Here is a 20,591-nt window from a genome sequence, read left to right on the forward strand (position 1 = left end):
GACCGGATGGACCCGACCGAGCCCCCGCCGTGCCCACGGCGGGGGCTCAGCCGATGGCGAGGACGATCTCCAGCGGGGTTCCCGCGTCCCGCCAGTGCTCCACCGCGGCGGCGAAGACCTCCTGCGCGACGGCCCACTCCCCGGGCGCCTGTGCCGCGTACTCCTGCCAGCCGGAGACGACGAGCAGCCGCCCGCGCGCGGCAGGGGCCCACGACAGGTCGGTGAGGCAGTCGGCGAGGGCGTCCCAGTTCCGCCCGAACCAGCCGGGCAGGCCGAGACCCTCGGCACAGCGCTCCATGAAGGCGGCCTTGTCGGCCACCCCGGCCAGGGAGAGCGTCACGGTGGTCCATCCCGCGCCGCGCGCCGCCTCCAGCACGGGAGCGAGCGGATCGGGCGTCGTGTCAGTACCGCCGGCCATTACCTGAGCACCGCCTTGAAGGACGCGTAGTGGTCATCGGTGTAGTACGTCTCGCCGCCGTTCCCGGTGACGATGCGCCGGGCCCCGCGGTCGCGCTCGCCCGGCGTGCGGACGGTGTACTCGTGGTAGTAGCCGCGTGTGCGCCGCGGCAGCTCCCGCTCGAAGTTGCCGAAGACGCTGCCGTCCTTCGCGTACGGGAAGGGCCCACCGTCATCGATACGCCGCAACGTCGCCCGAGCCTCGGCAGGCAACCGCGAGACCTGAACGGTCGCCATGCCGCGGGCCCAGGCGGGGGCGGAAGCCGACGAAGCCTTGCCTGCGTCCGTTGCACACCCGGCCACCAGGAACGCGAGACAGACCAGCAACGCCCCCAGCACACGGGGCACGAACCGCAACAACATGGGACAGATGCTGCCACAACGCGCCCCTTAAGGCGGCGCGGGAACTGCGCGACCAGCCACAACGGACCCGCAGACGCCGTCCGCGCCCCGCGAAGTACTCAGTTTCCGTCCGGATCCGCCCGATTCAGAGCCGGCCGAGGAGGGGGCCCGGCCACCAACAACTGATCAGCCGCAGCCGTATCGGTCACGAGGCTGGTGACAAGACCGGACCGAAGCACCGCGTCGATGGCGGCAGCCTTCCGCTGCCCGCCCGCGATGGCGACGACCTCGGGAATCCGCCGCAGCCGATCCGCTTCGACGGTGATGCACCGCTCACCGAGGTCCCGCCCCACCCGACGCCCCTCGGCGTCGAACAGATGGGCGGACATCTCCGCGGCCACTCCCAGCGAGGCGTAGTGCGCCCGCTCCTCGTCGCTGAGCATGTCGTGGACGGTGGAGATGCCCGGCTCCCAGGAGCCGATGGAGACGCAGGCGACCGTGACCTTGTCGAAGTACTCGAAGGCGCGGGCGATGCCGGTCTGGTTGCGCAGCGCCGCGGCCGTGGCCGGGTCGGGCAGCAGCATCGGCGCGTAGATGGGGTGGGCCTCGCCGCCGGAGACCTGGGCGGCGCGGCGGACGGCCTCGACGGAGCCGCGCTCGGCGGTCCCGGCGTCGTACACGCCCGTCAGCTGGACGACCGTGCACGGCGGCAGCTGGTCGAGCGCGGCCGCCATGTGGATCGTGGAGCGGCCCCAGGCGAGGCCCAGGACGTCGCCCTCGGTGACGAGCTCGCCGAGCAGGTCCGCCGCGACCTCGCCGAGGTTCTCGGGGTCGGGCGACTCGTCGATCTCGTCGCTGGGCGCGGGCGACTCCACGACGACCGCGTGCCGCAGGCCGTAGCGGGCGCGCAGCGCGTCCGAGCGCTCGGCGTCCAGCTCCGCGGGGACCCTGATCTCGATGCGTACGAGATCCCGCTCGAGCGCGGTCTCGAGGACCCGGGCCACCTTGAAGCGGCTGACGCCGAACTCCTCGGCGATCTGGATCTTCGACTTGCCCTCGAGGTAGAAGCGGCGGGCCATGGCCGCCGCCTGCACCAGCTCCGCGGGTCCCATCCGCATGGCTGACCGACCCGCCGACATGGCCGACACGGCGCTCTCCTCACTGCTGTTCACAAACTGGGTTCGCCGTTCATCCTTGCAGATCCGGCCTAGTTGATCAGCCCTGAAGGACTGCGTTCACGTTCCCGTGGCTCAGTGGTCGCATGCCCACGCGCTTGACGCGGTCTTTGCCTGGGCTTGGGTGCGCAATGAACGTACCGCCTCGGCGGGATCCCCGGCGCCGTAGACCGCGGAGCCCGCGACGAAGACGTCGGCGCCCGCCTCGGCGCAGCGCTCGATGGTCTCGGCCGAGACACCGCCGTCGACCTGCAGCCACATCTCCAGGCCGTGCTTGGCGATCAGCTCACGGGTGCGGCGGATCTTGGGCAGCATGATGTCCAGGAACGCCTGGCCGCCGAAGCCCGGCTCGACCGTCATGATCAGCAGCATGTCGAGCTCGGGGAGCAGGTCCTCGTACGGCTCGATGGGCGTCGCCGGCTTCAGGGCCATGGAGGCGCGGGCACCCTTGGCACGGATCTCGCGCGCGAGGCGCACGGGCGCCGCGGCGGCCTCCGCGTGGAAGGTGACGGATCCCGCACCCGCTTCGACGTACTGCGGGGCCCAGCGATCGGGGTCCTCGATCATCAGGTGGCAGTCGAGAGGCGTGTCCGTCGCACGGGCCAGCGACTCTACGACCGGCACACCGAGCGTGAGGTTCGGGACGAAGTGGTTGTCCATGACATCGACATGGAGCCAATCCGCGCCTTCGACGGCCTTTGCCTCCTCGGCAAGGCGGGCGAAGTCCGCGGACAGGATGCTGGGGTTGATCTGCACGGCCATGCCCCAAGCCTGCCATGCCCGGCGCCGGTTGCTGACCGCAGTCCAAGCCATGGGCGCAGCGGCTCCCGTGACAGGACGCCCCGTGTCATGCTGGGCGGTCCACCGGCACCGCGCACGGCAAGCGGGGGGACGCCATGGCGGACGTACGAGGGCAGGGGCGGCGCGGCGTCGCATGGCTGGTGTGCGGACGGCGCGCCAAGTGGCTGGTGGTGCTCTTCTGGCTGGTGGTGATCGTCCTCGCGGCGCCGCTCGCGCAGAAGCTCACCGACGCCCAGGAGAACGACGCGGAGTCCTGGCTCCCCGGCTCCGCCGAATCCACCCAAGTCCTCGACATCTCGGCCGAGTTCAGGCCCGAGACGATCCCGGCCGTGGTCGTGTACGCCCGCGAAGGCGGTCTGACCGCGGCGGACCGCGAGCAGATCTCCGAGGACGTGCGCGAGGCCGGGGAACTGCGCGCCCACGGCATCCGCGGCGCGGAGACCCGCGGCCCCGTCTACGACAGGAAGCAGGGCGCGGAGGCGGCCCAGATCTTCGTCCCGATCACGATGGACGCGGAGGGCTGGGAGCGCATCGGGCCCGCCGTCGACGCCATCCGGGAGCGGGTGGGAGACGGCGCGGACGGCCTGAGCGTGCACGTCACAGGCCCAGGTGGCACGGCCGCGGACTCCGCCGAGGCCTTCGAGGGCATCGACTCGACGCTGCTGTTCTCGGCGGCGGGCATCGTCGTCGTGATCCTGCTGTTCACCTACCGCAGCCCGACCCTGCTGCTCGCCCCGCTGGTCGCGGTGATCATCGCGCTGTTCACGGCGCAGGCCTTCATCTATCTCCTCGCCGAGCACGCGGACCTCACGGTCAACGGCCAGAGCGCGGGCATCCTGACCGTCCTCGTCTTCGGCGCGGGGACCGACTACGCCCTGCTCCTGGTCGCTCGCTATCGCGAAGAGCTGCGCCGCCACGAGGACCGTCACGAGGCGATGGCCCTCGCCCTGCACCGGGCCGGTCCCGCGGTCCTCGCCTCCGGCGCGACCGTCATCCTGAGCATGCTGGTGCTGCTCACCGCCGAGATGAACTCGACGAGCGGCCTCGGCCCGGTCGCCGCGATCGGCGTCGCCGTCGGGCTGCTCGCGATGCTGTCGCTCTTCCCCGCCCTCCTGGTGATCTTCGGCAGGTGGTTCTTCTGGCCGCTGATCCCCCACCTCGGCTCCCCCGAGCCGACCGAGCGCGGCGTGTGGGCCCGCACCGGCCGGCGCATCGACCGCCGCCCGCGGCTGATCTGGGGCGTCACGGCGGCGGCCCTCGCCCTGCTCTCGCTCGGCCTGCTGCAGCTGCGCGCCGAGGGACTCGGCAACGCCGACGCGTTCACCGACAAACCCGAGTCGATCACCGGCCAGGAGGTGCTCGCCGAGTACTTCCCCGCGGGCTCGGGCGACCCGCTGGTGATCGTGACGGACAAGGCGCGGGGCGACGAGGTCGCCCGGGCCGTCCGGAACACGCGGGGCGTGGTGCCCGACACCGTCGTCCGTCCCCCGGGCACGAAGGCCGAGCACGACGGCAAGGTGCTGTTCGAGGCGACCCTGACCGACCCGTCCGACAGCGCGGCCGCCAAGCGGACCGTGGAGCGGGTGCGCGACGCCGTCCACGCCGTCCCGGACGCGGACGCGCGGGTCGGCGGCGGCACGGCGGCCCTGCTCGACATGGACCGCGCCACGGCCCACGACAACAAACTGGTGATCCCGCTGGTCCTGGTCGTGGTCCTGCTGATCCTCGCGGTCCTGCTGCGCGCGGTCGTCGCCCCGCTGCTCCTGATCGGGACGGTGGTCCTGTCCTTCGCGACGGCCCTCGGCCTCAGCGCGCTGGCCTTCCGCCACCTCTTCGACTACGCGGGCGAGCCCACCGACTTCCCGCTCTTCGTCTTCGTGTTCCTGGTGGCGCTGGGCATCGATTACAACATCTTCCTGTCGACCCGCATCCGTGAGGAGGCGGGCCGCCAGGGCACCCGCGCGGGCGTCCTGACGGGCCTCGCCGCGACCGGCGCGGTGATCACCTCGGCGGGCCTGGTCCTCGCGGGCACGTTCGCCGCGCTCGGCACGCTCCCGATGGTGGCGTTCGCCGAGATCGGCTTCGCGGTGGCGCTCGGCGTGCTCCTCGACACCTTCGTCGTACGTTCCGTCCTGGTCACGTCCCTGTTCCTGGACGTGGGCCCGAAGGTGTGGTGGCCACACGCGCTGGCCCGCCGCCCCGAGCCCTCCGCGCCCGCCGAAGGGGCCGGGGACCCGGCGGCGACACACCCCTCGTGAGCCTCAGGCAGTGCGCCTGATCAACGCCAGATACATCGCGTCCGTCCCGTGCAGATGCGGCCAGAGCTGTACGTCAGGCCCGTCCCCCAGCGCCGGGACACCCTCCAACAGGGGCCGCGCGTCGATGAGTTCGGCGCCGCCCGTCTGCTTGAGCACGTCGTCCACGACGGCCCGCGTCTCGGCCAGGTGCGGCGAGCACGTGGCGTACCCGACGACACCGCCGACCCGCACCGACTCCAACGCCGTGCGCAGCAGGGCGCGTTGCAGTGGGGCGAAGCCGTCGAGGTCCTGCGGGCGGCGGCGCCAGCGGGCCTCGGGGCGGCGGCGCAGCGCGCCGAGGCCCGTGCAGGGCACGTCCATCAGGACCCGGTCGAAGGTGCCGGGCCGCCACGGCGGACGCGTGCCGTCGGCCGCGATGACCTGGTAGGGGCCGGGGTTTCCCGCGAGCGCCTGCGCGACGAGACCGGCCCGGTGCGGCTGCTTCTCTGAGGCGAGCAGCGCCGCGCCGCGCTGGGCGGCGAGCCCGGCGAGCATGGCCGCCTTGCCGCCGGGCCCCGCACAGCCGTCGAGCCACTTCTCGTCGGGGCCCTCGACCGGGGCGTTCGCCAACGCCAGCGCGACGAGCTGACTGCCCTCGTCCTGGACGCCCGCGCGCCCCTCGCGCACGGCCTCCAGCGAACCGGGCTCACCGCCCTCGCTGAGCCGCACGGCATACGGCGACCAGCGGCCGGGCAGCGCGGAGTCCTCGCCCACGGAGTCGAGGAGCTCATCGGCGGTGGAGCGGCCGGGCCGCGCCACGAGCGTCACCTCGGGCCGTTCGTTGTCGGCCTCCAGCAGGTCCTCGATCCCGGCGCGGCCGCCGCCGAGCGAGTCCCACAGCGCCGAGACGACCCACCGGGGGTGCGAGTGGACGACCGCGAGATGGTCCTCGGGGTCCTCGTCGTAGGGCGGCGCGACGCGCTCCACCCATCCGTCGAGGTCGTCCTGGGAGACCTTGCGAAGGACGGCGTTGACGAACTTGGCCCGCCCGTCGCCGAGCACCACGCGCGCCAGCTCCACCGAGGCGGAGACGGCGGCGTGCGTCGGGATGCGCGTGCCGAGCAACTGGTGGACGCCCATGTTGAGCACGTCGAGGACCGGCGGGTCGACCTCGCGCAGCGGCCGGTCGATGCAGGCCGCCACGATCGCGTCGTACGTGCCCTGGCGGCGCAGCGTCCCGTAGACCAGCTCGGTGGCGAGGGCGGCGTCCCGCGCGTCGAACTTCTCGGGCCCCTCCTTCTCCCTGGCCTTGCGCAGCAGGGGCGGCAGGACGAGGTTCGCGTACGCGTCCCGCTCGTCCACGGCCCGCAGCGCCTCGAAGGCGAGGATGCGGACGGGGTCCTTCTGGGGCCGGCGGTAGGGCTTGCCGGGCTTCCCGGGCCTGCCGTTGGACTTGCGGGGACTCCGGTTCGGCTGGTCGTTCAAAGGTGCTCCGCTGCTGAAATGGTTCGAGAGGTGGATCGTTCGAGAGGTGGATCAAAAGGGGCGAACGGCCTGGATGTCCACAGACCGGCTCGTTCAGCCTACGCCGACGTCGCCCACGCGCTCGCCGGAGGCGATCCGCACCCCGCGCGCCCAGTCCGCGCCGCGCATCGGCTTCTTGCCCTGCGGCTGGACCCAGAGCAGCTCGACGGCGTGCGATCCGGAACCGACGTACACGTTGTTCTTGGCGGCGGACAGCTCACCGGGAGCGAGGTCGGTGCGGTCGGGCACGAGGGCCGCCTGGATGATCTTCAGCCGCTCGCCGCGGAAGACGGTCCAGGCACCGGGGGCGGGCGTGCAGCCACGCACCACGCGGTCCACCCGGAGCGCGGGCGCGGCCCAGTCCACCTGAGCGTCCTCGACGGTGATCTTCGGAGCGAGGGTGACGCCGTCGGCGGGCTGCGGCACGGCCTTCAGACTGCCGTCCTCGATGCCGTCCATCGTCGCGACGAGCAGCCCGGCGCCCGCGAAGGCGAGCCGCGTCAGCAGGTCCCCGCTGGTATCCGTCGACCGCACCGCCTCGGTGACCGTCCCGTACACCGGGCCGGAGTCGAGCCCCTGCTCGATCAGGAAGGTCGAGGCGCCGGTGATCTCGTCGCCCGCCATCACCGCGTGCTGCACCGGCGCGGCACCGCGCCAGGCGGGCAGCAGCGAGAAGTGCAGGTTGACCCAGCCGCGGGCCGGGACGTCGAGGGCGACCTTGGGCAGCAGCGCGCCGTAGGCGACGACGGGGCAGCAGTCGGGGCCGATCTCCCGCAGCCGGGCCAGGAAGTCCTCGTCACGCGGCTTCGCGGGCTTGAGCACCTCGATGCCGGCCTCCTCCGCGCGCTCCGCGACCGGGCTCGCCACGAGCCTGCGGCCCCGGCCCGCGGGCGCGTCCGGGCGGGTCACGACGGCGGCCACCTCGTGCCGGTCGGAGGCGATCAGGGCGTCCAGTGCGGGGACGGCGACCTCGGGAGTGCCTGCGAAGACGAGCTTCACTGGTGGGTACCTCGGATCTCTGGTCTGGGGTGGAGCGACGGCAGCGCACCAGTCTATGGGCCGCTCCCGGAGCCCGCCCGGGGCGGTCTTCCCGAGGCCTGAGGTTGACGCTGTTGGGGGCGTACGAAGTGGCGCGCGCCCTGTGCATATGCGCATACGCCCCTGCACCGTGACCCCACACGAACTAGCGCGTTGGTCAAGAAAGAGTTGACCACAACGGGCCGCGGATGCGGCCCGATCCTTTTCAACGCCGGTTCGAGAGGCTTGTTCATGGCCGACCACGCAACCCACGACGCCCAGGCACGGGCCAGCCTGCACCTCCTGGTTCGGGACATCGAGCGGGTCCGCCGGCAGGTGGACGCACTGCGTACCCTCACCGCCCAGCTCGGCAACGTCTACCGCCCGCGCCGCTCCAGCCCGTCCGCGGGCTTCGTCGTGTACGGGCGGGCCCCCGCCCCGACCGTCCGCCTCGCCCAGGAACTGCGGGACAGCGTCGAGACACTGGTCACCGCCGCGGTGGACTTCGACCGCTCGCTCGGGTTCTCGTGGGACGCGGTGGGCTCGGCCCTCGGCGTCACCAAGCAGGCGGTCCACCGCCGGTACGGCGCGCGGCGGGCGACCACGCAGGCGGCAGCCGAGGCGGAGCGCGCCGCGGAGACCCCGACGCCGACCGTGACGTCCACGGCCCCCCGCCCGCTCCCGGTCGGCACCCCCCTGCCGTCCGTCCCCGCCGCCCGCGCGATGCCGACCCAGCCGACCGCAGGCAGCCCCACCCTCCGCGAAGACCCCAGGCCGACCGCTTTCCCCGGTCCGCGCAACGGCTGACGTCTCTCCCCCCCCCGCTGCCCCTCGTCCTCACCAGGGCGAGGGGCAGCGGCTTTCCACGGCGCAACCGGGCGCCCCTGGGGGCACCGATCGACGAGGCCTCAAGCGCACCGCCCCGCCCCAAGCGGTCACCCGATGTCCAACGGGTCCACCCGAATCCGCACCGGCTCAGCCCCACCGTCCCGGGCCGCCGCCCCCTTGGCCCCCCGCGCCATCCTCGCCGCCTGCGCCACCTTCAGAGCGGCGGCAAGCGCGGCCCCACTCCCCGGCGGCACCCGTACCAGCACCCGCTCCCAGGGCTCACCGGCGGGCGGCCCGCCAGGCCTCCGAGAACCCCGGCCCCCCACACCCGGGTCAGCGACAGGAACAGGCCCCAACACCACCGCGTCCCGCGGAAGTTCAGCGGCGGAAAGAAACGCGGCAAGCGCCTCCGCCGTCCCCGAAACCGCCGCCATCCGCGAGACCGGCGGAAACCCCAACTCGGCCCGCTCCTCCAGCTCCCGCACCGCATGCCCCACGGGATCCCAGCGCACCAACGCCTGCACGGGCCGAAGCGTCGGCTCGGCGACCACCACCACGGTGCCCCCCGCCCCCTGCGGACGCACCAACGCGGCGGCCCCGATCCACCGCCGCAACGCATCCTCCCCGGCCCGCAGATCGGGCCGCCCGAGCATGGCCCACCCGTCGAGCAGCAGGGCGGCCGCGTAACCGCCCTCGGCGACCGGCTCGGCCCCCGGAGTGCTCACCACCAGGGCCGGCGCCCCCGGCACCGTATCGAGCACGTGCTCACGCCCCGACGTCCGCACCGGCACGGCCGGAAACGCCCGCCCCAACTCCTCGGCGGTCCGCCGCGCTCCCACGATCTGCGCCCGCAGCCGGAACCCCCCGCACGACTCGCAGTGCCAGGCGGCCTCCTCCACCCCGCACCAGCCGCACCGCAGCGCGCCCCCGCTCTCCTGCGCCTCCAGCGGCCCTGCGCACCGCCGGCAGCGCGCAGGCTCCCGGCACCGCTCGCACGCAAGGCGCGGCACATACCCGCGCCGCGGCACCTGCACCAGGACGGGCCCGTGCTTCAGCCCCTCCCGCGCGACCTGCCAGGCCAGCGTCGGCAGCCGCGCGGCACGCGCCGCCTCGTCCCGCGCGAGATCCCCGTCCCCCACGGTCCGTACGAGGGGCGCGGCGCCCCGCACCTGCTCGCGATCGGCGACGAGGGGCGAGGCCCAGCCGCTCTCGACGAGCTGGGCGGCCTCGACGGTGCAGCTCCAACTCCCCAGCAGAAAGGCACACTTGTCCCGCGTGGCCCGAAGCTCCAGGACCTCCCGCACATGCGGAAAGGGAGCATGGTCATCGCTGTGGCTGGAGTCCCCGTCGTCCCAGACGACGACCAACCCCAGATCCCGGACGGGGGCGAACATGGCGGCCCGCGTCCCGACGACGGCCCGAACGGCCCCGCGCCGCACGGACAGCCACTCCCGGTAGCGCCGCTCCTGCCCGGCATCGGCGGTGAGAAGGGCGTGCTGCCCCTCGCCGAGGAGCTCGGTGAGCGCGGCGTCCACGCGCGCGGCGGGCCGCCCGGTCGGCACGACGACGAGCGCCCCGCGCCCCGAGGCCAGTGTGGCCTGCACGGCGCGCCCGATCTCCTGAGCCCACTCCGGCCCCGGCAACGCGGTCCACACCGCACGCGGCGCGCCCCCCGAGGCCAGCGCCCCGAGGAACTCGGCCCCGCGCCCGTACCGCCGCCAGCTCCCCGGCTCGGGCGCGGCGGGCGGAGCGGGTGGCGCGGCGGAGGCCTGCGACTCGGCCCGCGCATGCCGCGGCGGAACGGCCAACTGGAGCACGTCGGCAAGGCTCCCGGCATACCGGTCGGCCACGGCCCGGGCGAGTCCGAGCAGCCCGGCATCGAGCACGGGCTCGGGCGACACGACCTGGGCAAGCGCGGCCAACGGCCCGCTGTACTCGCTCTCGGCACACCGCTCGACGATGAACCCGTCGATCAGCCCGCCACCCTCACGCCGCCCGTCCCGCACGTTCCGCGCCCCGGCCCCGAACCGCACCCGCACCCGCACCCCGGGCTGAGCCTCGGCATCCAGCTCCTCGGGCACGGCGTAGTCGAAGTACCGATCGAGATGCAGCACACCTTTGTCGACAAGCACCCGAGCAACCGGCAACTCCTTGGCAAGCGCGGCCCCCCGCCACGTCCGGGGCTTGGCCCGCGGCACCTTGGCCTTGCGCACACTGTCCCGAATCAACGCGAGCTGCTCGGGCGGTGCGCCCTCCGCACCACCGTTCTCTTGTTCGTTTCCGCTGCTCACAGCTGCATTCCTACCAGACCGCACTGACAGTGCCGCGTGCCTGAGGGCGGACGCGGCCCCCGCGACCATGGCCGATATCGCTTTCTGGACACCCAGAGCCCGGTCGGATTCCCTCCGGATGAGGAAACGGGAAACCCCACTGTCCACCTTGCTCGGCCCTGTCGGCCGTCGCACGCTGATTCGCGGCGCTCACCGACCGCTGGCCGGGAGTGACGGAGGTCGAAGTGCTGGAGAAATCGAACGACTTCGGGCACGAGCTGCGTGTGCGGCGTCTGGCCGTCGGACTTTCTCTCGAACAGCTCGGGCAGCTGGTGCACTACAGCAAGAGCCAGCTCAGCAAGGTGGAGCGCGGCATAAAGAGGCCCACCACCGAACTGGCCCGACTGTGCGACACACAGCTGAAGGCCGGGGGCACCCTCGCCCGGCTCGTACCCGCACAGCGTCCGCCTTCGCCGCTCCCCGGTCCAGGTCACGACGATGAGGTGTGGTTGATGCATCTGAGCAAGGACGGTTCCAGCTCGTTCCAGCCCGTGAAACGGCGCAGCATCATCGCCGCTGGAGCGTCGGCACTGGTGATGCGAGTGGGCGACGGGCACTCCCACTCGCCGTCCGAGGAAGGGGCCTCGACCGCGCTGGACGCGTCACGCCTGCTCTTCGACCAGTTTCGCCGCCTCGGGCAGGCCTCCGGTCCCGGCAGCGTGCTCCCTCCACTCATCGCGCAGACACACAGCCTGGAGCAGCTAGCCGTGCACGCCGGCTCCCGTACGCGACGTGAGATTCTCCTGCTTGCCTCGCGTTACGCGGAGTACGTGGGGTGGATGGCTCAGGAGTCCGGCGACGACGTGGCCGCCCTCTGGTGGACCGAGCGTGCGGTCCAGCTGGCGGAAGCCGGTGCGGACAAAGGGCTCGCAGCCTACGCATACGTCCGGCATTCGCTGATCAGCCTGTACCGAGGGGACGTGTCCCACGCCATCCAGCTCGCTGCGCACGCGCTCGGCATCAGTGCGTCGTTCCGCATCCGTGGTCTGGCCGCGCAGCACCTTGCACAGAGCGCGGCGGTCGACGGGGACTACAACACGTGCATGCGCAGCCTGGACCGGGCACGCGAGCTCCTCGCTCGGGACGCCGCCGAACCTGACCGGCCGGTCCTCGGAGCCTCCCACGTGCCGGACGTGGTCGCGATGTTCAGCGGCTGGTGCATGTACGACCTCGGCCGACCGCGTCAGGCTGCCGCGTTGCTCGACGTGGAGACGGAACGGATTCCTGAGCACGCCTTCCGGACCCGAGCGCGTTATGGCGTCCGACGAGCCCTGGCCCATGCTGCCGCAGGCGACGTCGACCAGGCGTGCGCCGTGACCAAGGACGCTCTTCCTTCGGTACGGCTCACCCACTCCGCGACGGTCGCCGCCGATCTCCGTCGGCTGTCCCACACGCTGGGGCGCTACTCCCGCAATGCCGCGGTTCGCTCCCTCACTCCAGACCTCACCGCGGCGGTCAAGCGCACCACCGCACCCTAGAGAGGACCCAGCCATGCACGAAGTCTTCATCAACTACCGCACGCAGGGCGGCAAGGAAGTCGGGTACATGTGCGATGCCGTCCTGTCAGCCAGGTTCGGCGCCGACAGCGTGTTCCTTGCCAGGAAGTCCCTCGACCCCGGCCGCAAGTACGCAGTGGACATGATCCAGGCCGCACGTCGCTGCCACGTTCTGCTCGCGTTGATCGATGAGCACTGGCTCGACGCACCTGATCGGCGCCGCCCCAGCAGAAGGGCCCTCGACGATCCGCAGGACTGGGTCCGACGGGAAATCGAGGCCGCCCTGGAATCCGGCGCGCTGGTCGTACCGCTCCTGATCGGCCGACGGTTGGAACAACTCGATCCCAATCGCCTCCCCAAGTCGTTGGCGGAGTTGGCGGAGCACCAGTACGCGCGCGTGGAGTTGCACAGCAAGGACGAGGACCTGGCCCGGCTCGGCGATCGTCTGGTACGCCAGGTCCCCGAACTCGCGAGGCTCGACGGCCAGAGCCAATCCGACGCACCTGCGGAGCCCACACCGGAAGCAGGCGTCCGCACGGATCACCAGAGCGGGGGCATCGGCCAGGTCGGCGGTTCCGTGGGGAGCTTCGTGAACGAGGCACACGGACCGCTGCACACCGGTAACGGCAACCAGTACCAGGGGCCGCACATCACCGGAGACGGCACCAATCTCATATCCGGAGACAACAGCGGCGAGATTCGGCAGCGTTTCGGGTCCCGCAGCCCACAAAAGGACGACGAGCGGTGAATGGGTTCGCGAGCTCGTACATCAACGAGGCCCTGGGTTCCGTGCACAGCGGAGAGGGGGCTCAGTACAACATCTACGTCCAAGCCGCCGCATCCCGGCTGCGGGAGCAAGTCGGCCGGCGCCGGCTCGCCATCGCGCATGCCGACCGTGAACACCTCCACCGGCGATTCGTGCCCCCTCCTCGCTTTCAGCAGGCCCGGCAGTCACTTCACGGCTCCTGCACAGTGCTGCTCGACGGCATCCCGGGCAGCGGTCGCCGCACGGCGGCCTTGATGCTGCTCCATGAACTCTCCGATGCCGCTGGGAGTTTCCACGAGCTCCCCGACACCTCTGACGACATGGCTGCGTCGCCACTCGACATACGCGACATCAGTCGCGGCGACCGGCTCCTGCTCGACCTGTCCGAGGTGGACGAGTCGCGGTACCTGGGAGTCCAGGAGGAGTTCTCCGATTTCCGTAGTCACCTCGTCAGGCACGGCGCTCATCTCGCAGTGGTACTGCCACACCATCTCAGCTATCTCCTGCGGGGCGACCTACGCCATCTCACCGTGGACATAGGCCGCCCATCGGCGAAGAGACTGTTCGTCCGCCATCTGCGGTGCGAGAACATCTCGCCGCCACCGGACGAGCTCAACGGTCCGGAGCTGTCGTCCTACCTGGCCCGGTCACCGCTGCGCGACGTCGCAGCACTGGCCGACCGCGTCAGGCGCTGTCGAGATGCGGCAGGGGCGGATCAGGGGTTTCCGCACTGGCTCTCCGAATCCCTGACCGTCGCCGCCGATCACACCGCTCGCGTGGCGGCAGATATTTCGGCAGAGCAGAACGGCCGCAGAAGGGCTCTGTTGCTCTCTCTCGCCATGTTCCATGGCACGGCTCCCGGCACGGTCCTGCGGGCGGCGAACGACCTCCTCAATGTTCTTGGACACCCACCGGACACCACTCCCCGGCTCGAGCACAGCGACCTTCACGCGGAGCTCTCCGCGATCGGCGCCGAGGCTCTCCCGGACGGGCGCGTCCAGTTCCGGATCCAGGGATACGACCAAGCCGTCCGGAATCACTTCTGGACCTTCCTGCCGGACATCCACCGCCAGCTGCGGGATTGGTTCAGCGCCTGCCTGACGCAGACCGGGACCGACCCGGCCGAACGGAACGACGCAGTCGGCAGGTACGCCGAGCAGGGCTTGCGGTCCAATCGCCCCGAAGACCTGACATGGCTGGCGAAGCAGTGGACGCTCCCCACCGCTCGAGCCGACCTTCTGCCGGACGCCACGCAGGTACTCGCTCTCGGCCTCACGGACGACCAGCACGGTCGCTTCTTCCGCCAGCAGATCTACGACTGGTCGAAGGACACAACGGCAAGTCACGCGCTGCGGCGGGTTCTCGTCCTGGTCTGTTCGGAAGCCATGGCACGATCGCACCCGGATCAAGCGCTGGTTCGCCTGCACCACCTGGCACGACGAACCCGAGGGTCTGTGGGAGAAGCTGCCCAGCAATCAGCGGTCGACCTGGCCAGGACCGACAATCGGTTGTACCGGACGATGTTGGACCGCTTGAGCACAGGGATCACACAAGGCCACTGGGACATCGATTTCGACTTGTTCCTGACACTCGCCGATCCAGTACGCCTGATCAGATCCCGCAACGTGAGCAGCAGTCTGGTTCTGGGATGGACCGGGATCCTGAGCCGTCCCGTCGACTACTGGACCGCCCGAACCATGCACTGGCTCAACGCCTGTCGCGACATCCGCCATCGCGCCCCCGCGCTGGACGTGCTTGCCGCAGCCTCAGCGACGGATGTCCGCACCTCAGGCCGCCTGTACCGCGTCGCTCTCGACTGGTCGCGCGCCGGACCGGACGACAGGGCCAGCCGTGAAGAGACCGTCTCCGATCTCCTTCTGAAGATCAACACCGCTCAGGGCATCAAGCCCTACAGCCACGCCGTCTGACACCGAAACCGGGGGCCACCATGAGTTCTGGTCAGAAGACAATGACCGCCTTCGTCACCGTCATCCTCGGACTGATCCTCGTCATACTCGGCTTGAGCGCCGGCTGGCCGCCATGGGCCTGGCCGACCGCGACTGCCCTGCTCCTCGTCATCGCGGTGGTGACGCACAAGATCCTGGGCCAGGGCACGGATACGCCCCCTCCGTACTTCCCTCCGGATCCCGACGAGCCCGTGCCGGCGGTGCAGCGCCAGGAGCAGCGCGTCGCGTACGTCGCGCTGCCGAGCTCCGTCGCGGACTACGACTTCTCCTTCTCCGCCACCGTACGGTGGGCCCTGTTGGACGCGCCCGAAGACGCCCCGTACATCAATCCCGCAGGGCTGGCGATCGATGCCGTGCTCCAGCGCGCGAGGACGGTGACGGCTCAACAACCGCCCCATCAGGCCGCATTGGTGCAGCATCAACTCGACGGGGCCCTGGGCACGATGCGGCCCGACACGACAGGTCGCATTCTGGCGATGGCCCAGGACGTCGCGCTCCACCTCCCGGACATCGACCGCGAGCGCCTCGCCAAGCTCTCCAACGTCCGCAAGGACGAGGATGTTTGGGAGCACGAACGCAATTACGAGCGGAGCAAACGAGCCTATCTGGGCGATGACGTCCTCAAGGACCCTGGAAGCGCCGTGGTGTGGTGGCTTGCCCGGAACGACGAGAAGGTCGAAGGGGCGGTCGATCGCATCGGGCTCCTTGCACGGCTGTCAGCGGCAGCCAACAACGAACGAGTCGCTCCCGCCTTCGAGCACTTGGTGACCCCGGCCATGCCGACGTTCGCGACTTCTGCCGCGGGGGACGGTCATCGTTCGACATCGGCGTGGGAACCGTCACCCGACATCAGTTGGTCGACCGTGTCCGACGACGAAGCATCGGACTCTCCATTCGACTCCCTGCTGTCATGGTTCGGCTTCTCCGATGACGACGAAGACCTGGAACTGTTCGCCGAGAGGTTCATCGACCTGGCTCGGGCCCACGGCAAAGCAGATGTCATCGACGAAGTCAGGCGCCGCTTTCAGTCAACTCATCCCGACGGTGATGAGGCATCGCCGCCGGAGCACGGCCTCTGATACGCCAAGGCCCGGCCCTCGAAGAGAGAGCCGGGCCCCGAAATTCGGCGGTCGAGGTTACAGCCCCGCGGCCTTCCGCAGCGCCTCCACCCGGTCCGTCCGCTCCCACGTGAAGTCAGGCAGCGCCCGGCCGAAGTGACCGTACGCGGCGGTCTGCGAGTAGATCGGGCGGAGCAGGTCGAGGTCGCGGATGATCGCGGCGGGGCGCAGGTCGAAGACCTCGCTGATCGCCGTCTCGATCTTGTCCGTGTCGACCGTGGCCGTACCGAAGGTCTCGACGAAGAGACCCACCGGCTCGGCCTTGCCGATCGCGTACGCGACCTGGACCTCGCAGCGGGCCGCGAGACCGGCCGCCACGACGTTCTTGGCCACCCAGCGCATCGCGTACGCCGCGGAGCGGTCCACCTTCGACGGGTCCTTGCCCGAGAAGGCGCCGCCGCCGTGGCGGGCCATGCCGCCGTACGTGTCGATGATGATCTTGCGGCCGGTGAGGCCGGCGTCGCCCATCGGGCCGCCGATCTCGAAGCGGCCGGTGGGGTTGACCAGCAGGCGGTAGCCCTCGGTCTCCAGCTTGATGCCGTCCTCGAGCAGAGCCTTCAGCTCGGGCTCGACGACGAACTCACGGATGTCGGGGGCCAGGAGCGAGTCCAGGTCGATGTCCGACGCGTGCTGCGAGGAGACGACGACCGTGTCGAGGCGGACGGCCTTGTCGCCGTCGTACTCGATGGTGACCTGGGTCTTACCGTCGGGACGCAGGTAGGGGATCGTGCCGTTCTTGCGCACCTCGGAGAGGCGACGCGAGAGGCGGTGCGCGAGGTGGATCGGGAGCGGCATCAGCTCCGGGGTCTCGTCGCAGGCGTAGCCGAACATCAGGCCCTGGTCGCCCGCGCCCTGCTTGTCGAGCTCGTCCTCGTCGCCCTCGACACGCTTCTCGTACGCCGTGTCGACGCCCTGCGCGATGTCGGGGGACTGCGAGCCGATGGACACCGAGACACCACAGGAGGCGCCGTCGAAGCCCTTCTTCGAGGAGTCGTAACCGATCTCGAGGATCTTCTCGCGCACGAGCTGCGCGATCGGCGCGTACGCCTTCGTCGTGACCTCGCCGGCCACGTGGACGAGGCCGGTGGTGATCAGCGTCTCCACGGCGACCCGGGACGTCGGGTCCTCCCGCAGAAGCGCGTCGAGAATGGTGTCGCTGATCTGGTCAGCGATCTTGTCGGGGTGACCCTCGGTCACAGACTCCGAGGTAAAGAGGCGCCGGGACACATCGCTCCCTGTGGTTGCAGCGGCTGCTGGCTGATCATTGATGGACGAGCCGAGAGCTGCGCTCGGCTTCGTCCGGGACCAGTTTATCGGTCACACTCGTCCGCCGGACCACATGTCTCGCCACTTGGGAGCCCTGTGACCTGCGGCACTGCATTGTGCGGTACGACGATCAGTCTCCACCAGAGGGCCTCGCGCCCGATTTTCCCGGTTTTGAGGCGCCCGGTGGGGCGAAGATGACATTGAGCCCCGGCCGCGCGGACCCCGTCAAGGGAATCGGCGAAATGCGGCCAATTTCCGCCAAGAGACGAAAGGGCCAGGGGCGAAGCCGGAGGGAAACCAGAGGGGAAACTGTCACACGATCTGTCCACATGATGAGACGCGGGCGAGAGAATCCGGCAATCCCGGCACTCGCTTCCCCCTCCGGCCGACGCAGGCCGACTCAGGCCGACTCGGACAGCCTCTCCGCCACCAAGTCCCAGACCGTGTCCGCAAGAGCCTCCTTGGGCCCGTACGGCACCGCCGTCTCACTGCCGTCGGCACCGAGCACGACCGCCTCGTTCTCCTCGGCACCGAACGTCTTGCGCTCCCCGACCTCGTTCACGACCAGCAGGTCACATCCCTTGCGTTCGAGCTTGGCCCGGCCGTTGGCGAGGACGTCGTCCGTCTCGGCGGCGAAGCCCACGACCACCTGGCCGGGGCGCGGCCTGTCCCCCGCGATCTCGGCGAGGATGTCGGGATTGCGGACCAGGGCGATCGGCGCCGGCTCCTGGCCGTCCTTCTTCTTGATCTTGCCTGCCGCGTACGTCTCGGGACGGAAGTCGGCCACCGCGGCCGCCATCACCACGGCGTCGGCGTCGGCCGCGGCCTTCAGGACGGCCTCGCGCAGCTGCACGGCGGTGCCGACCGGCACGACGTCCACGCCCGCCGGGTCGGGCAGCGTCGCGTTCGCCGCCACGAGCGTGACGCGGGCCCCCCGCGCGGCGGCGCTGCGGGCGAGCGCGTACCCCTGCTTGCCCGAGGACCGGTTGCCGAGGAAGCGGACCGGGTCGAGGGGCTCACGGGTGCCGCCCGCGCTCACCACGACGTGCCGCCCCGCGAGGTCCCGCGCGAGGTCTCCGCGCGCCAGTACGCGGCGTACGACCTCGAAGAGCTCGACGGGGTCCGGGAAGCGGCCCTTGCCGGTGTCGACGCCGGTGAGGCGGCCGACGGCGGGCTCGACGACCAGGGCGCCGCGGCGGCGCAGCGTGGCGACGTTCTCCTGGGTGGCCGGGTGCTCCCACATCTCCGTGTGCATGGCCGGGGCGAAGACCACCGGACAGCGGGCCGTCAGGAGCGTGTTGGTGAGCAGGTCGTCGGCCAGGCCGTGGGCCGCCTTGGCGAGCATGTCGGCGGTGGCCGGGGCGACGATCACGAGGTCGGCGTGCTGCCCGATGCGGACGTGCGGCACCTCGTGGACGTCGGACCACACCTCGGTCGACACGGGGTTGCCGGAGAGCGCGGACCAGGTCGCGGCGCCGACGAAGTGCAGCGCCGACTCGGTCGGCACGACGCGTACGTCATGGCCCGACTCGGTCAGCCGCCGCAGCAGCTCGCACGCCTTGTAGGCGGCGATGCCACCACTGACCCCCAGAACGACCTTGGGCTTCTCCACCGTCCGTGCCTCCCCGCACTCGGATCTCCGCACTCGGAGACGTACGACTCCATGACACACCACAGGCCCGGCAGTCGCTCTGCCGGGCCTGTGGTGAAAGAAAAAATGCCTACAAACAGCGCCTACTGGGCGGGGCCCTCGATGGCCTCGGACGTCAGCAGGCCCGCGTTGATCTCGCGGAGCGCGATCGACAGCGGCTTCTCGTGCACGTGCGTGTCCACCAGGGGACCGACGTACTCGAGGAGGCCCTCACCGAGCTGCGAGTAGTACGCGTTGATCTGGCGCGCGCGCTTGGCGGCGTAGATCACGAGGCTGTACTTCGAGTCGGTGGCTTCGAGCAGCTCATCAATCGGCGGGTTGATGATGCCCTCGGGCGCGGTGATGGAAGAGGACACTCTCTGCCTTCCGATGGGGGCCGGGACCGGGGTCCCGACTGGGGTAAAGATCAAAGAACCTTCATCAAGGCTAGCAGCTCACGCGCCACGTCCTCGACGGAGGTGTTGACCAGGGTCGTGTCGAACTCGGCCTCGGCGGCGAGCTCCACCTTGGCCGCGGCGAGCCTGCGCTCGATCACCTCGGGCGCCTCGGTTCCCCGGCCGGTGAGCCGGCGGACCAGCTCCTCCCAGCTCGGCGGCGCGAGGAAGACCAGCTGCGCCTCGGGCATCGACTCGCGCACCAGGCGCGCACCCTGCAGATCGATCTCCAGGAGGACGGGCTCGCCCGCCTCCAGGCGCTCGAGCACGGCGCGACGCGGGGTGCCGTAGCGGTTGCCCGCGAACTCGGCCCACTCCAGGAGCTCGCCGTTGGCGATCAGCTTGTCCATCTCTTCGTCGGAGACGAAGAAGTACTGGACACCGTGCTTCTCACCGGGCCGCGGCTTGCGGGTGGTGGCCGATACCGAGAGCCAGACCTCGGGGTGTTCCTTGCGCATATGAGCGACGACCGTGCTCTTGCCGACCCCGGAGGGGCCGGAGAGCACGGTCAGCCGCGGACGTTCACTCATGCAGCGATTATCCAGGTTCTCAGGAGTGCCTGAGAACATCAGCCGGCGGCACCGCCGAACTCGCGCTCGAGCGACGCGATCTGGTTGGAGCCGAGACCGCGCACGCGGCGGCTCTCGGAGATGCCAAGACGCTCCATGATCTGCTTGGCGCGGACCTTGCCCACGCCCGGCAGGGACTCCAGGAGGGCGGAGACCTTCATCTTGCCGATGACATCGTTCTCCTGACCCTGCTTGATGACCTCGTGGAGGGAGGCGCCGGAGTGCTTGAGTCGATTCTTGACCTCGGCCCGCTCCCGGCGAGCCGCGGCGGCCTTTTCGAGCGCGGCTGCGCGCTGTTCAGGGGTAAGGGGCGGAAGAGCCACGCCTACGTCACCTCGGATGTCGAACTGTCGGATACGGACCGGTGAGGAACCTAGTCGCCCCACACCTGGGGAGCAACGTGCAACGCGCTTGCCCGTTCTCCCCCACTACCTCGAAGGGTGTGGGAGGTGCCCCCACTCGTCGGAGACTAGCGGCCATGGCCGCTGGAGTCAGCGAGAACAGACGAAAAGTCCTGGTCAGCCTCTGCCGAGCCGTACATATCGGGCATTTCGCCCCGGATTTGTGCCGACGGCAGGGCGGCGACCCGTCAACGGAAGGTACGCGCGGGGTCC

At 70.6% G+C, this 20,591-nt stretch carries 18 protein-coding genes; 6 read left to right on the plus strand and 12 right to left on the minus strand.

Annotated features, from left to right (window positions below; translation table 11 throughout):
• Positions 1-46 precede the first annotated feature (46 nt).
• The 4 genes from ACZ4D5_RS24215 to rpe form a co-directional block, all read right to left on the minus strand.
• Positions 47-418 (minus strand): barstar family protein, encoded by a 372-nt coding sequence (locus ACZ4D5_RS24215; protein WP_467774497.1) that lies wholly within the window; start codon positions 416-418, stop codon positions 47-49.
• Positions 418-819 carry a guanyl-specific ribonuclease gene (locus ACZ4D5_RS24220; protein ID WP_467774498.1) on the minus strand — a complete coding sequence of 134 codons (402 nt, stop codon included), beginning with the start codon at positions 817-819 and terminating at the stop codon, positions 418-420. The genes ACZ4D5_RS24215 and ACZ4D5_RS24220 overlap by 1 nt, the downstream gene beginning before the upstream one ends.
• 98 nt (positions 820-917) lie before the next feature.
• Positions 918-1,970: a sugar-binding transcriptional regulator gene (locus ACZ4D5_RS24225; protein WP_362328016.1), complete on the minus strand. Its 1,053-nt coding sequence runs from the start codon at positions 1,968-1,970 to the stop codon at positions 918-920.
• Between the two features lie 78 nt (positions 1,971-2,048).
• Positions 2,049-2,735, minus strand: a complete 687-nt coding sequence (gene rpe / locus ACZ4D5_RS24230; protein ID WP_467774499.1) for a ribulose-phosphate 3-epimerase — start codon at positions 2,733-2,735, stop codon at positions 2,049-2,051.
• Positions 2,736-2,869: 134 nt separating this feature from the next.
• Here rpe and ACZ4D5_RS24235 point away from each other — a divergent pair, with 134 nt between their 5' ends.
• The gene (locus ACZ4D5_RS24235; RefSeq protein WP_467774500.1) at positions 2,870-5,032 is read left to right on the plus strand and encodes an MMPL family transporter; all 2,163 of its coding nucleotides are present in this window, start codon (positions 2,870-2,872) and stop codon (positions 5,030-5,032) included.
• Positions 5,033-5,035: 3 nt separating this feature from the next.
• Here ACZ4D5_RS24235 and ACZ4D5_RS24240 read toward each other — a convergent pair whose 3' ends face one another.
• On the minus strand, positions 5,036-6,496 hold the full coding sequence (locus tag ACZ4D5_RS24240; protein ID WP_467774501.1) for an RsmB/NOP family class I SAM-dependent RNA methyltransferase: 1,461 nt from the start codon (positions 6,494-6,496) through the stop codon (positions 5,036-5,038).
• A 93-nt stretch (positions 6,497-6,589) separates the two neighbouring features.
• Positions 6,590-7,534, minus strand: a complete 945-nt coding sequence (gene fmt / locus ACZ4D5_RS24245) for a methionyl-tRNA formyltransferase (RefSeq protein ID WP_467774502.1) — start codon at positions 7,532-7,534, stop codon at positions 6,590-6,592.
• Positions 7,535-7,804: 270 nt separating this feature from the next.
• On the opposite strand from fmt, the gene ACZ4D5_RS24250 reads away from it, so the two are divergent.
• Positions 7,805-8,359 (plus strand): hypothetical protein, encoded by a 555-nt coding sequence (locus ACZ4D5_RS24250; protein ID WP_467774503.1) that lies wholly within the window; start codon positions 7,805-7,807, stop codon positions 8,357-8,359.
• A 128-nt stretch (positions 8,360-8,487) separates the two neighbouring features.
• Here ACZ4D5_RS24250 and ACZ4D5_RS24255 read toward each other — a convergent pair whose 3' ends face one another.
• A complete protein-coding gene (locus ACZ4D5_RS24255) occupies positions 8,488-10,671 on the minus strand; it encodes a primosomal protein N' (protein WP_467774504.1) in 2,184 nt (727 codons plus the stop codon).
• Between the two features lie 224 nt (positions 10,672-10,895).
• On the opposite strand from ACZ4D5_RS24255, the gene ACZ4D5_RS24260 reads away from it, so the two are divergent.
• From ACZ4D5_RS24260 to ACZ4D5_RS24275, 4 genes are read left to right on the plus strand one after another with little or no spacing between them, the layout of a single operon-like run.
• Positions 10,896-12,188 (plus strand): helix-turn-helix domain-containing protein, encoded by a 1,293-nt coding sequence (locus ACZ4D5_RS24260; protein ID WP_467774505.1) that lies wholly within the window; start codon positions 10,896-10,898, stop codon positions 12,186-12,188.
• 13 nt (positions 12,189-12,201) lie between these two features.
• Positions 12,202-12,954 carry a TIR domain-containing protein gene (locus tag ACZ4D5_RS24265; protein WP_467774506.1) on the plus strand — a complete coding sequence of 251 codons (753 nt, stop codon included), beginning with the start codon at positions 12,202-12,204 and terminating at the stop codon, positions 12,952-12,954.
• The gene (locus ACZ4D5_RS24270; RefSeq protein ID WP_467774507.1) at positions 12,951-14,900 is read left to right on the plus strand and encodes a hypothetical protein; all 1,950 of its coding nucleotides are present in this window, start codon (positions 12,951-12,953) and stop codon (positions 14,898-14,900) included. Before ACZ4D5_RS24265 ends, ACZ4D5_RS24270 begins: the two co-directional genes overlap by 4 nt.
• Before the next feature lie 41 nt (positions 14,901-14,941).
• A complete protein-coding gene (locus ACZ4D5_RS24275) occupies positions 14,942-16,018 on the plus strand; it encodes a hypothetical protein (RefSeq protein ID WP_467774508.1) in 1,077 nt (358 codons plus the stop codon).
• Positions 16,019-16,075: 57 nt separating this feature from the next.
• On the opposite strand, the gene metK is transcribed toward ACZ4D5_RS24275, so the two are convergent.
• The 5 genes from metK to ACZ4D5_RS24300 all read right to left on the minus strand — a co-directional run bounded on the left by metK (position 16,076) and on the right by ACZ4D5_RS24300 (position 20,300).
• On the minus strand, positions 16,076-17,284 hold the full coding sequence (metK, locus tag ACZ4D5_RS24280; protein WP_362327994.1) for a methionine adenosyltransferase: 1,209 nt from the start codon (positions 17,282-17,284) through the stop codon (positions 16,076-16,078).
• A 439-nt stretch (positions 17,285-17,723) separates the two neighbouring features.
• Positions 17,724-18,935 carry a bifunctional phosphopantothenoylcysteine decarboxylase/phosphopantothenate--cysteine ligase CoaBC gene (gene coaBC / locus ACZ4D5_RS24285; protein WP_467774509.1) on the minus strand — a complete coding sequence of 404 codons (1,212 nt, stop codon included), beginning with the start codon at positions 18,933-18,935 and terminating at the stop codon, positions 17,724-17,726.
• 122 nt (positions 18,936-19,057) lie between these two features.
• The gene (gene rpoZ, locus ACZ4D5_RS24290; protein ID WP_005319902.1) at positions 19,058-19,330 is read right to left on the minus strand and encodes a DNA-directed RNA polymerase subunit omega; all 273 of its coding nucleotides are present in this window, start codon (positions 19,328-19,330) and stop codon (positions 19,058-19,060) included.
• A gap of 50 nt (positions 19,331-19,380) precedes the next feature.
• Complete coding sequence (gene gmk, locus ACZ4D5_RS24295; protein WP_362327990.1) at positions 19,381-19,938, minus strand: guanylate kinase; 558 nt, start codon at positions 19,936-19,938, stop codon at positions 19,381-19,383.
• Positions 19,939-19,976: 38 nt separating this feature from the next.
• Positions 19,977-20,300, minus strand: a complete 324-nt coding sequence (locus ACZ4D5_RS24300; protein WP_009713618.1) for an integration host factor — start codon at positions 20,298-20,300, stop codon at positions 19,977-19,979.
• Between the last annotated feature and the right edge of the window lie 291 nt (positions 20,301-20,591).

The organism is Streptomyces sp. NPDC025651 (assembly GCF_055558735.1).